The sequence below is a fragment of the Shewanella hanedai genome, from assembly GCF_007197645.1.
Classification (GTDB): domain Bacteria; phylum Pseudomonadota; class Gammaproteobacteria; order Enterobacterales; family Shewanellaceae; genus Shewanella; species Shewanella hanedai.
Genome location: NZ_VKGK01000043.1, coordinates 1 through 14,593, shown reverse-complemented (window position 1 = coordinate 14,593; position 14,593 = coordinate 1). Strand labels below are relative to the sequence as shown.

The window sequence follows — 14,593 nt, the reverse complement described above, 5'->3', positions numbered from 1 at the left end:
TGACTTCTGACGCTAATGTGCATGTCCACCATGATGTTTACCGTCTGAAAGTGAGTTGCCATTACTGTCATAGAATCCTAAACCTCCATGTTGGATAAAACCTTGAGTGATCATCTTAGCGATAAAGGGATCTGACTCACTATCACCGACATCTGCAAAATCTAAGTCGTTATACCCTTGAGTGAGAGCATTAACTGCTTCATTGCTGATAGGGCTGGCTTCAATTAAACGGTAGGTTAGATTTCCTTGCCCTTGTGTTAACGTGAATTCGAAGGGAAGGTTGAGTGAGTCTATCCATTTTAGCTCAACCTCTTGTCCTGCTTGTTGGCCTGAATAATGGACCACTTGGAAACAGGAAGCTTGACTGACTTCACCTCTGTTCAGTTGAGACTTTACCTTTGGCGACACTAAGTGAAATTGCTGCGCAAGATCGTACTTCATATTGAGTGAGCGAAGATCGCTTGGGCGATAAGTAATAGAGCGAAGCTCCTGCGGGAAGTAACGAATATATTCGCCGTTGCGATCCCAAGCTTCGAATGTCATTGGTGAACGTTTATAGATCACTTGTTGCTGGTTCTTAATTAACTGGATCTGTTGTGTTGGTACCGCTCTATCTGTTCCATTTGAGCGGACTATTTCATAGCGCACATCAATGTTGGTCGAGTTAAGTTGATCGCATTGAAATGTTAGTGCCCCCTTATTCTGTAGCAGTTTTGTGTCTTGGTCAGACTGAGCAATACTTGTCTGACTTACGGTAAGTAGTGCAGCACCTAGCATAGAATATTTCATAGCAACTCCCATTGAGCTTAAAACTGATGGCCACTCATACAGTGTTGAGTGGCCATCATTGGATAAGTCATATTGACTCAGAGGCCCAGCTTAGTAAGAGACTCTGCTTACTGAGCTGCCTCAGCTTTAACGACTAAGTTGGCTGCATGGTTAATGACATGGAAAATATGGTTTTGCTCAACCGTTCCCTGTACTAAGTGCGAGCCTGGGCCACTGGCAAATATGCCAACGTCTTCACCAGCATGTGTTTCGCTCGATAAAGGAATAAGTGCTTCTTGATGAAAGCCTGCGCTTTGAGGATCAACATAGTTAAGGTTGACACGCCCAGCTTCTATTGGGTAACCGTACCGTTCATCGCCACCGGTGCTTAGATTTGCAAACCCGCGGCCATTGGTGTAGCCAACGGTGGTGTAGGGTAAGCCATTACTGTCGGTGGAATTTGTCACGCCCGGTAGACCCGATGCATCATTGCCTTTTACCAAACCAAGTATTGGATTGCCTCGGGTCGGATAACCCGCAATGGTAAAGACATGACTGTGATCGGCCGTGACGACCAAGAGAGTATCTTTGCTTGAGGTTTTCTCCATGGCCACTCGCACAGCTTCAGACAGGGCGATAGTGTCGTATAGTGCTCTTGCTGCATTGCCCGCATGGTGTGCATGGTCGATACGTCCCGCTTCGATAATGAGGATAAATCCTTTGTCATTCTTCTTTAAAATATCAATGGTTTTTGCGGTCATCTCAGCCAGTGAAGGTTCACCTTCTACGCCATCGACAGTGCGGTCAAAGTCGTACTCCATATGAGATGAGTTGAATAGACCAAGGGCATGATCAGTGGTTGCTGGATCTATCGCTAAAAAGCCATCTCTGTCTTCGACATAAGTTGAGTTAGCGTATTTAGCTGTCCACTCATCAGTGAGGTTACGACCATCTAGGCGTTTACCGTTTTTGCCTTCGGCATCGGTGACAGTATTGGGAATAAAGGCGCGACGTCCACCGCCCATTACCACATTGATACCATTGCCATAACTAAAGTCGAGCAGTTGACTGGCGATATCTTTGCAACCATTGGTGACAGCTTCTGCGGGCAGGTCTGCATCGCTTTCCCAATTGCGTTCAGGGGCATGGGCAAAAGTTGCCGCTGGCGTTGCATGGGTAATGCGTGCAGTTGATACCACGCCGGTAGACAGACCTGCCATCGCGGCAAGCTCTAAAGATGTCACTAAGTTCTGACCAGAGGTGGATGCGCAATTGCCTCGGGTGACACCTTCTGCTTGAGATAGGACGCCTACATCGGTTTTTACGCCGGTGACCATTGCTGTCATTGTGCCAGCAGAGTCAGGTGTTTGTCCGTCAACATTGTATGTTTTGGCTAACCCTAAATGAGGTAAGGTTTCAAAAGACAGCGAGTTCTCCTCACCTGTTTGGCCTTTCAATTGACCTTCGAGAATGCGCGCGGCAGTCACTGTGGATATGCCCATTCCGTCACCGACAAACAGGATGACATTTTTTGCCGCCCCCGCGTCATTATTGACTGATATATCGGCTGCTTTCGTGACGCGGCGCTGACCGTCGATGTACCACTCATTGACAGCAGTCCAGTCTTTACCATCAGCACCGTTATCGCCATTGTTCCCGTCGTTACCATTATCGCCATTGTTCCCGTCGTTACCATTATTGCCATTGGTGCCGTTATCACCGTCGCCACATGCTGCTAGACCTAAAATTGCTGCCATAGACAGTACGAGTAGTTTGTTATTCATTTTTTTGCTCCAAAATTGAGTACTGTTTGACTAGTATTTCGTGCCGCCAAGGGACTGGGCTTGATTGATGATATGGAAGATAACATTCTGCTCGATAACCCCTTGTACAAGATGCGAACCCGGACCTGTCGCATGTAAGCTGATATCTTCACCTGCATGAGTTTCGCTTCCCATTGGTACTAAAGCTTGTTGCATAAAGCCTTTCTCTTGGGTATCGACTGAGGTGAGATCGTCGCGTTGGCCAATCACAGCCCCTGGACCATTGGTGTAGCCTAGTGTGGTATAAGGTTTACCGTCATCTGCAATGGCGACATTGCCATCTACATTGTGTACTAAACCTAAAATTGGGTTACCACGTTTAGGGTAACCCGCGATGGTGAATACATGGCTGTGATCTGCGGTCACCATGATTAAGGTGTCATCAGGATCTGTGCTGTTTACAGCAGCCTGAACTGCATTTGAAAGTTCAACGGTATCCATTAAGGCGCGATGTGCATTGCCCGCATGGTGAGCGTGATCGATTCGACCTGACTCAACAATCAAGAGGTAGCCTTGCTCGTTCTTTTTTAAGATGTCGATAGACTTAGTGGTCATCTGGGTTAGTGAGGGCTCACCTGCAGTATCATCCTGTCTGTCAGCTTCATATTCCATATGAGAAGAGTTAAACAGGCCTAGTAAATGATCCGTCGAGGCAGTGTCGATAGCATCAAAGCCTGTTTTATCCCACACGTAGGCGGCATTGCTCAAATTATCAGTCCAGTTCTTTGTCAGATTGACACCATCGCTTCGTCTGCCCTTTTTGTTCTCTTCATCAGTGACCGTATCGGGAATAAAGTTACGGCGTCCACCGCCTAGGGCAACAGAAAGTGCATTGGCTTCATCGCGCATCACTAACTGATAGGCGATATCCTTACATTCATTAGCCACGGCTTCTGCTGGCAGGTTGCTGTCAGCTTCCCAGTTACGTTCTGGGGTATTTGAGTAGGTAGCCGCTGGCGTTGCATGGGTAATACGCGCAGTGCTGACAACGCCAGTAGAGAGGCCTTTTGCGTTAGCGAGATCAACCAAGGTAATGAGTTCATTTCCTTTAGATGATAAGCAGTTTGCACGTAGGCTAGTGTCAGAGACTGATAAGACGCCAGCTTTCGATTTAACGCCCGTGGCTATCGCCGTCATGGTGCCTGCTGAATCAGGGGTTTGTTGATTGGTGTTGTAAGTCTTTACTAACGCGGTATGAGCGAACTGCTCAAAGCTTAGGAAATTCTCCTCTCCGCCCTCATTGCCTTGTACCTGCTGCCCTTGAAAGATACGTGCTGCGGTTAAGGTTGACACTCCCATGCCATCACCCACAAAAAGAATGACATTTTTTGCTTTCCCTTTGTTCTCTTGTTGGGTTTTTTCGGTGAAGTTAAGCGCGCTGGATTTAAACCATTGGCTGTTTGTTTGATTCGAGGGCAGTACAGCAGCATTGGCTGCCATCGTTACAGTCATTGTCACTAAGCTGCATGAAGCGAGCGCAGCTATATTTTTCATATTAATCACTATCATCACCCTTATATTATTGAGGTCTATTTTTGAGCCTAGTTAGTTAACGCGACGATAGTCGGGTATTTATATGACGGTGAGAGGACAACGGGATGGCAGTTTTGTTACATAGGTTTGAAGGGTAAGGTTATATGCTTGAATTTTATTGCTATAAATCACTCTGAGTAGAGTGATTTAATTAGGTTAATAATAAGGGTGTCTCTAGATTTAGATATCGAACTTTAGGTTATAGGCGTCGAATAAAGGACTCTACATAAGCGGCGGTACGTGCATTTAAAATAGGATCGGCAGAGGGTGCTATTCCTTTGGGCAGTAATAAAGGATTGAAAATCCCTTTGTCACACTGCAAAGTTGATGTCTCAGTGTCCCGATCACCGTTAACAATCACTTGGCCAACTAACAGTCGTTGACGAGTTTCAGGCCACAGTACAGTGGGATCATCTATCTCATCACCTTCCTGTGCGAGTTGAATATAAAGATCCCATACCGCAGGCTTTTCTTTGATGCGAGTGAGCAGCTCGGTTTTCAAGAAGTCATCGGAAAGGTTTGCCAGTTCAGTTTGAGACAGATTGATAACGCCTGATACGGGTTCAAAAATCCAACGACCAGGCTTTATTTCACCAGTGCTTGCACTGAATAGAAAGCTGTTCACACCAAAATAGCGGCTATTTGCAAAACTGGCGCTCGGTGGCAGCAGCTTTATGTAATCAAAGAAAGCGCTTGCGTCAGGTTTGTTATCAATCAACCACTGTTTGCCCTCAGCCCCTTGTTTCACTTTGGTTTGAAAGATAAAGAAATCCTCAAGATTACTTGCAAAAAAGCGTTCAGCATTCGTGGTGACAAAGTTAAGACTCTCTTTATCACTGTCAATTTTGAGCGACATAAACCGGCCGGAGGCCTTATCTGACGCGTGCAGGTTTGTTCCTCCGAGTGAGAAGCGGGCAGTGATGTCTATTTCTGCTTGATTAAAAAATGGGATAGTAAGGAAGTCTTGCAAAGCAGGGTTAGGTGTAAACTCTCCTGATGTACAAAAGCCCTTTGCATGGTTACGTAATTTGACTTTTTTACCCGCTTCGCGGCTCGCATCATCAGGAGTACCATTCACGGCATCAACCAATTCTGGAATACTCCTTTCACTGGCAAAAAGTGGCGTGGCTAGGATAGACAAGGTAGAAATTAAACAAACTTGGCTGAGCACTGCCAGTTTAGTGGGCACCATAATAATTCCTTTCTTAAAATAAATTGATTTATGAGTGGATATAGAAAGGGCACGGGCGACGAATCTTTCACACATCGATGGGTTTATCTAAATCAATAGGCCTTAGTCGTCAGAAATGTGATCTAGCTCCCAAAGTCTTGCAGGCTCTCGATAAGTGGCTTCTAAGCCTAATCGGTAATCAAGGTTAATGGTGGTATATGGGAGTTAATAAAGTCGGTATTTTATGCTAGAGTTGCCCCGTTTTTCATTTGAGCTTGCCACAATGCAGCAATCCCAACTCATTTTTTGCTCAGTACTATGATTGGATTTGTCTTTATAGCTCTGGCTTATCGTGCTGTCTTATCGCGTTAGCCTTCATCTCCCCTAATAAATTCAATTACTTCTATGAAAAAAACGATTGCTCGTCCCGATGATTTATCAAATAAATCCAAGATTAGTGCTGTAAAAGCTCGTGTGTTCAATCATGGCTCTCTTAGTAAAGAAGCGATTGGTTTTATCTCCTGCCTGCTATTGGCCTCCGTTTTTTTACTGTTTCCTGAAACTGCGGTTACGTTTGCGGCCAGTATTTCTGATCACGCGATCAAGGAGTTTGGCTTAGGTTTTATCGTTTTTCCCTCGCTGTTAGTGATTTTGTCACTCGTTATCGCCTGTACTCCGTTTGGTAAGGTGAGGTTAGGGGGGAAAGGTGAAAAACCTGAGTTTGGATTTATCAGCTGGACGGCGATGTTGTTTGCTGCGGGTATGGGCTCTGGTCTTATTTTTTGGGGAGTGGCTGAGCCGATAGTTCATTTTGCACACCCACCGGCATTTGTGACTGAATCGCCACTGTTATCCAATGCCGCAAATGCAAAAGATACCGCTTTGGCGCTGACCTACTTTCATTGGGGCGTGCATGCTTGGGCGGTTTATGCCATTTCAGGGTTAGTGATGGCATGGTTTGCTTTTAATCGCTCTCGGAGCATGACCATTTCGGCAAGTTTTACCGATAAGGCAAAAGGCAGTAAATTTCAAGTTTTTGACTTCCTCGCAGTCATTGCGGTTATCTTTGGGGTTGCGGGAACCTTAGCCAATACCATTGCTTTGGTGCAAAGTGGTTTACAGCATCTCGTGCCTTGGGATATCGCAGGTTTGATGTTTCGTTTAGTCCTGCTTTTAGCGATTGCTTTGGCTTTTACTGTCTCTTCGACATTAGGGCTGGAGAAGGGCATTAAGCAGATGAGTCTTTTTAACTTACTGTTTGTGGTTGCAATGCTCGTTGCTGTTATAAGCCTAGTGGATCCTATTCAAGTGGCAGGTACGGTTATCACCTCAACCGCCAGTTATTTAAGTTTGTTACCTTCGCTCTCATTTTCTATCGATCCAGATTCTCGTACTTGGAGCGAGGGCTGGAGTATTATTTATTTTGTCTGGTGGATAGCTTGGGCGCCTTTTGTGGGCCCGTTCATCGCGAGGATTAGTCGAGGTCGAAGTGTTCGCCAATACTTACTTTGTACTATTTTTATTCCGACTATCACTACCATTGTTTGGTTTAGTGCCTTTGGTGGCAGTGTGTTTGAGATGAGTATTTTCGATGATGTGATTGCTGCCACGAATAAAGATGTCACCAATGGCCTGTTTACCTTCTTTGAGTATCTTCCTTACGGCAATATATTGGCTTTCAGTGCGATTTTATTGTTGGTGACGTTTGTTATTACTAGCGCAGATTCTGCAATCTTCGTCAGTGGTATGTTGACGGGCAGTAGCAAGTTGAGATCAAAACTGATGTGGAGTTTGACGTTAGTGGCGATCACCACTGCATTAATATTGAAAAATGATATCAACTTGAACAAGCAGATCGCCATACTAGGCGCTGTACCATTCACGCTTATTTTACTGGCACAGACCTGTATTTTGATTAAAGAAGTGATAACTCATAAAGGCACAAGTTAGTCAGACTAATTGTATTACTGTGTCCACTCTATTCGTTGCGCTTGTTGTGCCATGTGGCGAATAGAGTCGTAATCTTTGTCTTCATTTTGGGTGAAGTGAGATATCTGCACTGAGTCTAATATCTTACGACCCAATGGGTCTTGATCCATGGTTAACATGGCTTGCCTCAGTGCTTGACGTAATGCTTGCGGAACATGCTTTGAGACAATAAATGGCGGAAAACCGCTAGGTCCTAAGGTATCGATAATTCGAATCTTTGATTTTAACGAAGGATCTCGTGCTAGCTCCAACTCTAAAACCCAGCTGTCGATGGCTGACGCATCCACTAGACCATTAAGCAGCATGACAATTGACTGCTGGTGGGCGCCAGATTCGGTAACCTTGCCTAAATAACTGCTATCTAGCCCGAGTTTGGCCAAATGACTTCTCATCAAATAGCTGCCTGAGTGTGAGTTTGGCTCGTTGTAGGCCCAGCTTGCTCCTTTGAGATCGGCAAAGGTCTGAATGTGGCTGTCAACGGGAACCACAATGTCGGAGTAATAAACCGCAAGGTTTTGATAACGACTTGCTTTAAGTACAGGGGTGGTCAACAGCTCGATTGTACTATCAGGTTTATCAGCTTTCCAAGCGTAGGGGAGACCACAGATCCAGCAGATATCTATCTCTCCACTATCGAATCTCAGCTCCCTTTCTTGCCAGCTGATATCGAGGATTGGCTCTATTGAACGTTGTAACTTCTCAGAGAGGTACTCTGTTAACGCGTTAACAAAAGGATCGGCGTTGCCCGCCATGCAAGAGGTCAATTTCAAAGTATTCATCAGCTTAGTTTTCGTTGGTAAAAAGAGGCTATGGCGCTCAAGAAGAGTCATAAAGTGATTGGTTAGTTTACTAAAGGAGAGCAGTAAATTTAACGCATCGATTTTACCACTTTTAGCCTAATGACAGCAAAATTTTGATACAAGTTGCACTGTATTATTGAGAACTGTGCAAGTTTGGTGCATTGATTTTAATTGAGGAATTTATAATGCCTTGTATTTGTTTAGTTTATTAGTTGGTACTTAACTTGCTACCTATTTGTGAGTATTAATCTTGATCTTAGTATTGAAGGTTAATGGTTAACTCTTTGTCACTTTTGAAGTGGCGACTTATTCACAAAGGGGCATGATATGAAATATTACAGTCGCAGATTTATTAAACCTGAACACTTAAACCCGGCGAATTCACTTTTCGGTGGACAACTATTGAGCTGGATTGATGAGGAGGCTGCAATTTTTGCTGGCTGTCAGATGAAGAGTCAACAGTTGGTGACTAAGTTGATTTCTGAGATCAATTTCATGACGCCGTCGAAACAAGGTGATGTGATTGAGTTTGGGCTTGAATTAATCAGTGCCGGAAGCAGCTCTATTACGGTTAGGTGCGAAGTCAGGAGTAAAGTGTCGCATTTACCCATTGTGAGCATCAATAAAATGGTATTTGTTAATGTCGATGAAAAAGGGTTACCGACGCCACATGGGATTAGGGCTAACGCGGCTTAATGTTAATGATATCGCTCGGATGAGTGCGAGCGATATCATGTCATGAGTCTCAGTCTTTCTTGCTGAGATCATCATTGACAGATTTTACCGCATCGCGCGAAGCGTGACCGATAGCCTTAGTCGCATCTCGGGTGGCATGGCCAATTTCGGTGGTGACTTCCTTGGTGCTTTGACCTATAGATCTGCCAGTCTCTTTTAACTCCGCACAGGCGGACAAGCTAATGAGAACTGCGAGTATGAGTGCTAGATTCAATGTTTTTGACATCATGTTTATATCAGTGGGTGGTTCGTGGTATTGATATTATCCCTTTTGGGGAAAATAAAAAGAGCGTGGGTATATTTTAAAGGAATAGAGGTTGAAAAATTAAGGCGCAAGATATTGCAGGAGAAAAGGGAAACCGCCTCAATGAAGAGACGGTATTATAACCTTAAGAAATCAATGAATGCAGTAATAGGAACTAAAGTTGAATATCAGCGATTTTCTTACCATAATCTTCGATAAGATATTGCATGATCTCTTGAACTGATGTGTCTTTTGTTTCATCACCCATAAAGATTTTAAACGTCACAATTGCATGGCCGTCACCTTTGAGTCGGCTGGTTTGCATCGCGAAATAGGCGCTTTCAGTGTCAGCTTCTCGAACCACAAAACCATCAACTTCAAGTACTCGGTGACCAGAACGACCATGCCATTTAGTCAGTCTATTTAAGCCGATTTCACATGATTGATTGAATTCAACATGATTTTGCCAAGTGGTTGGGTGAGACGGATCCTTTATGTGCGGGCATCGAACTGTATAGTTGTAAACATGAGAAATTGCTGTCATATGCTACCTACCTTCTATATGCGGATACTAATGCCATCATAGACATTGCTTTTGTATTCGGTCAACTCTTAATTCGTCTTTACTTATTTAAAAAATAACTTGTTAAGACATCATCTATAAGCTTCTCTATTTCTATTTTTAGCATGAGTTAATTGGCGATAACTATGTGCTAGATCTCATTTTAGATTATTGTTTTTTGCTTGGTTAATAAAGCAACAACTAATGAAAGCCTTTAGTTTGATCATACAAGTCACTGCGGCAGTGTTTGGCTTTAGTTATGGTGCCAATCTGTTGTTTTTGTGAAATAAGTTTGTAAATCGGTGTTAAATAACAGCTTATCTGAGTATAATTTCTAGATTAATTATAAGTTTACCCTATCTACCGGAGGCCTAAATGGTTGCTCAAACCGTTTCAAAATTAAAGTGGTGCGTCTTTCTCGTTTTGGGATTGCAGTTAACGGCCTGTGGTGAAGCCTCTGCACCTCAGCAAGCGATGCTGCCGAGTGTGATTGTTAATACGGCTAAAACAGAAGAGATACAATCTAAAACGGAGATAGTGGGCCGTACTCATGCTTCTGAAGATGTGATGATAAAATCTCAAATACAGGGACAGTTATTAAATCGCGCTTTTGTTGAAGGTGACGATATCAACAAAGGTGATCTGTTGTTCGAGATAGACCCTGCCACTTATGCTGCTGAACTGGCTCAACATAAGGCTGTATTAAAACAAGCATTCGCTTCACGTGATGTAGCTGTTATGAACTGGGAACGTGGTCGTCGATTACTGCCTGATGGCATGATAAGCGCTCAGGACATGGATGAGCTGACAACACGTAAACTCACCACTGCAGCGGGTGTTGTTCAAGCAGAGGCCGCGGTTCAAGGCGCTGAATTACAACTGAGTTACACCAAAATTTATGCGCCAATCTCGGGTCGTATTAGTAACGCTAAAGTGAGTACGGGTGACATCATCAGCTCTAACTCTGAGATGGCCAGTCTAGTTCAACTACAACCTATGTGGGTTAATTTTCAAGTCGCTGAAAAAGCCTTGATAAATGCTCGTCAAAACTTTGCTAAAGCGGCGAAAAAAGAGATAGATATCTCCGATATCGTCATTAGCTTACGTCTCCCTAACGGCAGTCTTTTTTCTGAAACAGGTTATGTGGATTTTGTCAGTAACCGAGTTGATGCAGCAACGGGAACTTTGCCTATTCGCGCGACGTTCAAAAATGAAGATAAGTTTATGTTGCCTGGCATGTTTGTGACGTTAATCATCGAATCTCCCGTTAAAGAGAATGCGTTACTTATCCCTCAGTCTGCGGTTCAAGAAGATCAACAGGGCCGTTTTGTGATGGTGCTAAATGATAAAGATGAAGTTGAGAAACGTATTGTTGAGTTAGGTGAGCGATTCGGTATTGATTGGCGTGTATTAAGTGGCCTTAAAGACGGTGAGCGACTCGTGGTAGATGGGTTACAGAAAATTCGTCCAGGCATTCAGGTGAAAGCGGTTGAGCAAGAGATCATCCCTTTTAAAGAGTCTGTATCAGCTCCTCAATAGTCATCTATCAAGATAAGGTTACGTCATGATTAGTGAATTCTTTATTAAAAGACCTAAGTTTGCTTTTGTCATTGCCATTGTGCTGACAATTGTAGGTCTTATCTCCATTCCTATTTTGTCTGTTGCGGAATTTCCGGAGATTGCTCCACCACAGATTAACGTTTCGACCAGCTATTCTGGCGCCAGTGCCAATATCGTTAAAGACACCATTGCGCAGCCGATTGAAGCTGAAGTGAACGGTGTTGAAGGCATGCTCTACATGCAATCAAAGAGTGCCAATGATGGCAGTTACTCTTTGAGTGTGACGTTTGAGGTGGGTACCGATCCTGATATGGCTCAGGTTAAAGTACAAAACCGTGTTCAGCAGGCGATGCCAAGGCTGCCCGAAGAGGTTAAGCGTCAGGGCGTTAACGTCGAAAAACAGAGTGCTAATATCTTGATGGTGGTGAACTTAGTGTCCCCCGATGAGACTTTTGATTCTCTGTTTATTACCAACTATGCGGGGTTGAATGTAACCGACGCATTAGCCCGTCAAGATGGTGTCTCTAAGGTTCAGGTGATTGGTTCGCTCGATTATGCGATCCGTATCTGGCTTGATCCAAACAAGATGGCAAGTTTGGGCGTCACCGCCAAAGATGTGATTGGTGCACTGCAAGAGCAAAACATCCAAGTGGCAGCGGGCCGTATTGGCGCCGCACCGGTGGATCCAGATCAACAGTTTCAATACACACTCCAGACCAAGGGACGCTTGAAAGATCCTAAAGAGTTTAGGAACGTCATGATCCGCGCCAACAATGATGGCTCGAAAGTGATTGTGGGTGATGTGGCTCGTGTTGAACTGGGCTCTCAGACTTATGATGCTCAAGGTAAGTTGAACAATAAGCCGTCGGCGATTATCGCTATTTATCAGTCTCCGGATGCTAACGCACTGGATGTTGGTAAAGCTGTTAAAGCTGAGATGGCAAAACTTGCAGAGCGTTTTCCGCAAGATCTTGGCTACGAGGTGTTATACGACACCACTGAGTTTGTTGAAACGTCAATTGATGAGGTCGTGCAAACCCTGTTTATTTCGGTGGCACTTGTGGTTTTTGTGGTGTTTATCTTCTTGCAAGATGTACGTTCCACACTTATTCCGGCCATTGCGATCCCTGTTTCATTGATTGGTACATTTGCCTTTTTGCTCGCCTTCGGAATGAGCATCAATACCGTGTCGTTATTCGCACTGATCTTAGCGATTGGTATTGTGGTGGATGACGCGATTGTGGTGGTCGAGAACGTGACTCGTCTGATGCAAGATGAGGGACTCTCACCGAAAGATGCCACCATTAAAGCGATGAAAGAGGTGACGGGGCCTGTTATTGCGACCACCTTAGTTCTGCTGGCGGTATTTGCACCGACTGCGGTGATGCCTGGTATTACTGGCCAGATGTACGCACAGTTCTCTGTGACCATCTGTATCTCTGTTCTTATCTCATCAATCAATGCACTGACACTTAGTCCTGCGCTTTGTGCGTCGCTGTTACGACCACCAAAGAAGCACACTAAAGGTTTCCATGCGGGCTTTAACAAGTACTTTGAACGTGTGACTGGCAAGTATATGTGGTTGGTTTCATCACTGACTCGTAAGCTTGGTTTAGTCTTAGTTGTTTATGCTTGTTTGATTGCGGCTACTGGAGGTATTGCGAAAATCTTGCCATCGGGCTTTGTGCCTATGGAAGATAAGAAAGCCTTCATGGTTGATATTCAGCTTCCTGATGGCGCCTCTTTGAACCGTACAGAAGCGGTGATGAAGGATCTGGTTGAACTTACGTTAGCGGAGCCGGGCGTTGAGAACGTGATTCATGCCAGTGGTTTTAGTATCTTATCTGGTTCAGTCTCCTCTAATGGTGGCTTGATGATTGTTTCTCTCTCCTCATGGGATGAGCGAGACTCGCCTGACATGGTTGAAGCTGCCATTGTGGCTAAGTTACAGGCCAAATACTCGGCGAACCCTTCAGTGAAGGCTATGGCTTTTTCACTGCCGCCTATTCCTGGTGTGGGCAGTGTAGGTGGATTTGAATTTGTGTTGCAAGATACACAAGGGCGAACACCTCAAGAGCTTGCTTCAGTGATGCGTGCTTTGATTATGAAGGCCAATGAGCAGCCTGAGATTGCCATGGCATTTAGTAACTTCCGCGCCGATGTTCCACAGATGTATGTGGATGTCGACAGGGATAAAGCTAAAGCGATGGGGATATCACTTAATGAGATATTTACGACGATGCAGACGATGTTGGGGTCTATGTATGTCAACGACTTCAATCGCTTTGGTAAAGTGTTCAGGGTTATTTTACAAGCTGAAGGGGAGTTCCGTAATTCTGATCAAGATATCTCTAAGTTCTATGTGCGTTCCAACACTGGAGAGATGGTGCCGCTAAGTACGTTAGTTAAGGTGACGCCAATTCTAGGTCCTGATGTGATGAACTCTTACAACATGTTCAACTCAACGACCATTAATGGATTTCCGGCTGAAGGCTTTAGCTCTGGAGACGCGATTACTGCGATGGAAAGAGCGGCAAACGAGACGCTTCCTAGCGGTTACACCTTCGAATGGACTGGACAGACCTATCAGGAAATTAAGGCGGGTAACTTAGCGCCGTTAATTTTCGGATTAGCGCTCATCTTTACGTATCTATTCCTAGTGGCTCAGTATGAGAGTTGGACCATCCCATTTGCGGTTATTTTGGCTGTACCGATTGCGGTATTGGGTGCATTTTTGAATATCTTGCTGGTGGGCTCAGATCTGAACTTGTATGCGCAAATTGGTTTAGTGCTCTTGATTGGTCTTGCTTGTAAGAATGCCATCTTGATTGTGGAGTTTGCTAAGCAGTTAAGAGAGGAGGGCAAGAGTATTCTCGATGCGGGAGAAACTGCTGCAAGACTGCGTTTCCGTGCTGTATTGATGACGGCATTCTCCTTCCTATTGGGAGTTCTGCCACTGGTGCTTGCAACCGGTGCTGGTGCAGGCAGTCGCCGCGCGCTTGGTTACTCTGTATTTGGCGGTATGTTAGCAGCAACCATAGTGGGGACTCTGTTAGTGCCAGTGTTCTACGTGATGATGCAGACGATGAGAGAGAAGTTTAAGGGGCAGCCTAAGGCGGAGTAATTCTATTAAACTGATTTGTTTGATTATTTAGTGAAAAGCTCGCCTAGTCGGCGGGCTTTTTTTATGTGTAAGGCTAATAGAAAAAGGAGAGGATACAGTTGCATAATACCAATCAGTATAAAGATTTGATCGCTCAGCGAGAGTTTAGCGGTCCTGAAGCAAGGCAACGAGTGAAGAGCATAGTTATTCTACGGTTAAGCTCGTTAACACAGGATCAGAACCGCTAAAACTCGCCTGTAAGGAGTGTTTTTGGCTGCCTACTTCTACGTTGAATGAACTCATAA

General features: G+C 44.6%; 11 protein-coding genes. 4 read left to right on the top strand and 7 right to left on the bottom strand.

Features of this window, described 5'->3' with window-relative positions:
* Positions 1-12 precede the first annotated feature (12 nt).
* The 4 genes from FN961_RS22950 to FN961_RS22935 form a co-directional block, all read right to left on the bottom strand.
* Complete coding sequence (locus FN961_RS22950) at positions 13-789, bottom strand: hypothetical protein (protein WP_144042485.1); 777 nt, start codon at positions 787-789, stop codon at positions 13-15.
* 107 nt (positions 790-896) lie between these two features.
* Positions 897-2,552, bottom strand: a complete 1,656-nt coding sequence (locus tag FN961_RS22945; protein ID WP_144042484.1) for an alkaline phosphatase — start codon at positions 2,550-2,552, stop codon at positions 897-899.
* Positions 2,553-2,582: 30 nt separating this feature from the next.
* The gene (locus tag FN961_RS22940; protein ID WP_144042483.1) at positions 2,583-4,100 is read right to left on the bottom strand and encodes an alkaline phosphatase family protein; all 1,518 of its coding nucleotides are present in this window, start codon (positions 4,098-4,100) and stop codon (positions 2,583-2,585) included.
* A gap of 223 nt (positions 4,101-4,323) precedes the next feature.
* Positions 4,324-5,316, bottom strand: coding sequence for a catalase family peroxidase (locus tag FN961_RS22935; RefSeq protein ID WP_144042482.1), 993 nt, complete (start codon positions 5,314-5,316; stop codon positions 4,324-4,326).
* A 384-nt stretch (positions 5,317-5,700) separates the two neighbouring features.
* On the opposite strand from FN961_RS22935, the gene FN961_RS22930 reads away from it, so the two are divergent.
* Positions 5,701-7,245 carry a BCCT family transporter gene (locus tag FN961_RS22930; RefSeq protein ID WP_144042481.1) on the top strand — a complete coding sequence of 515 codons (1,545 nt, stop codon included), beginning with the start codon at positions 5,701-5,703 and terminating at the stop codon, positions 7,243-7,245.
* Between the two features lie 14 nt (positions 7,246-7,259).
* Here FN961_RS22930 and FN961_RS22925 read toward each other — a convergent pair whose 3' ends face one another.
* Entirely contained in the window at positions 7,260-8,063 is an 804-nt protein-coding gene (locus FN961_RS22925; protein WP_144042480.1) for a phosphate/phosphite/phosphonate ABC transporter substrate-binding protein, read from the bottom strand.
* A gap of 348 nt (positions 8,064-8,411) precedes the next feature.
* On the opposite strand from FN961_RS22925, the gene FN961_RS22920 reads away from it, so the two are divergent.
* A complete protein-coding gene (locus FN961_RS22920; protein WP_144042479.1) occupies positions 8,412-8,780 on the top strand; it encodes an acyl-CoA thioesterase in 369 nt (122 codons plus the stop codon).
* Positions 8,781-8,829: 49 nt separating this feature from the next.
* Here the strand turns inward: FN961_RS22920 and FN961_RS22915 are convergent, their stop codons facing one another.
* Positions 8,830-9,045 carry a hypothetical protein gene (locus FN961_RS22915; protein ID WP_144042515.1) on the bottom strand — a complete coding sequence of 72 codons (216 nt, stop codon included), beginning with the start codon at positions 9,043-9,045 and terminating at the stop codon, positions 8,830-8,832.
* A 193-nt stretch (positions 9,046-9,238) separates the two neighbouring features.
* Positions 9,239-9,607 carry a cytoplasmic protein gene (locus FN961_RS22910; RefSeq protein ID WP_144042478.1) on the bottom strand — a complete coding sequence of 123 codons (369 nt, stop codon included), beginning with the start codon at positions 9,605-9,607 and terminating at the stop codon, positions 9,239-9,241.
* Between the two features lie 393 nt (positions 9,608-10,000).
* Between FN961_RS22910 and FN961_RS22905 the strand changes: the two genes are divergently transcribed.
* Positions 10,001-11,164 (top strand): efflux RND transporter periplasmic adaptor subunit, encoded by a 1,164-nt coding sequence (locus FN961_RS22905; RefSeq protein ID WP_144042477.1) that lies wholly within the window; start codon positions 10,001-10,003, stop codon positions 11,162-11,164.
* A gap of 25 nt (positions 11,165-11,189) precedes the next feature.
* A complete protein-coding gene (locus FN961_RS22900; RefSeq protein WP_144042476.1) occupies positions 11,190-14,309 on the top strand; it encodes an efflux RND transporter permease subunit in 3,120 nt (1,039 codons plus the stop codon).
* The last annotated feature ends 284 nt before the right edge of the window (positions 14,310-14,593 follow it).

Bases quoted from the DNA above. Each gene is read 5' to 3' on its own strand.
- FN961_RS22945 (WP_144042484.1), bottom strand. From the start codon at position 2,552: ATGAATAACAAACTACTCGTACTGTCTATGGCAGCAATTTTAGGTCTA.
- FN961_RS22940 (WP_144042483.1), bottom strand. From the start codon at position 4,100: ATGATAGTGATTAATATGAAAAATATAGCTGCGCTCGCTTCATGCAGC.
- FN961_RS22950 (WP_144042485.1), bottom strand. From the start codon at position 789: ATGAAATATTCTATGCTAGGTGCTGCACTACTTACCGTAAGTCAGACA.
- FN961_RS22925 (WP_144042480.1), bottom strand. From the start codon at position 8,063: ATGAATACTTTGAAATTGACCTCTTGCATGGCGGGCAACGCCGATCCT.
- FN961_RS22910 (WP_144042478.1), bottom strand. From the start codon at position 9,607: ATGACAGCAATTTCTCATGTTTACAACTATACAGTTCGATGCCCGCAC.
- FN961_RS22915 (WP_144042515.1), bottom strand. From the start codon at position 9,045: ATGTCAAAAACATTGAATCTAGCACTCATACTCGCAGTTCTCATTAGC.
- FN961_RS22930 (WP_144042481.1), top strand. From the start codon at position 5,701: ATGAAAAAAACGATTGCTCGTCCCGATGATTTATCAAATAAATCCAAG.
- FN961_RS22905 (WP_144042477.1), top strand. From the start codon at position 10,001: ATGGTTGCTCAAACCGTTTCAAAATTAAAGTGGTGCGTCTTTCTCGTT.
- FN961_RS22935 (WP_144042482.1), bottom strand. From the start codon at position 5,316: ATGGTGCCCACTAAACTGGCAGTGCTCAGCCAAGTTTGTTTAATTTCT.
- FN961_RS22920 (WP_144042479.1), top strand. From the start codon at position 8,412: ATGAAATATTACAGTCGCAGATTTATTAAACCTGAACACTTAAACCCG.
- FN961_RS22900 (WP_144042476.1), top strand. From the start codon at position 11,190: ATGATTAGTGAATTCTTTATTAAAAGACCTAAGTTTGCTTTTGTCATT.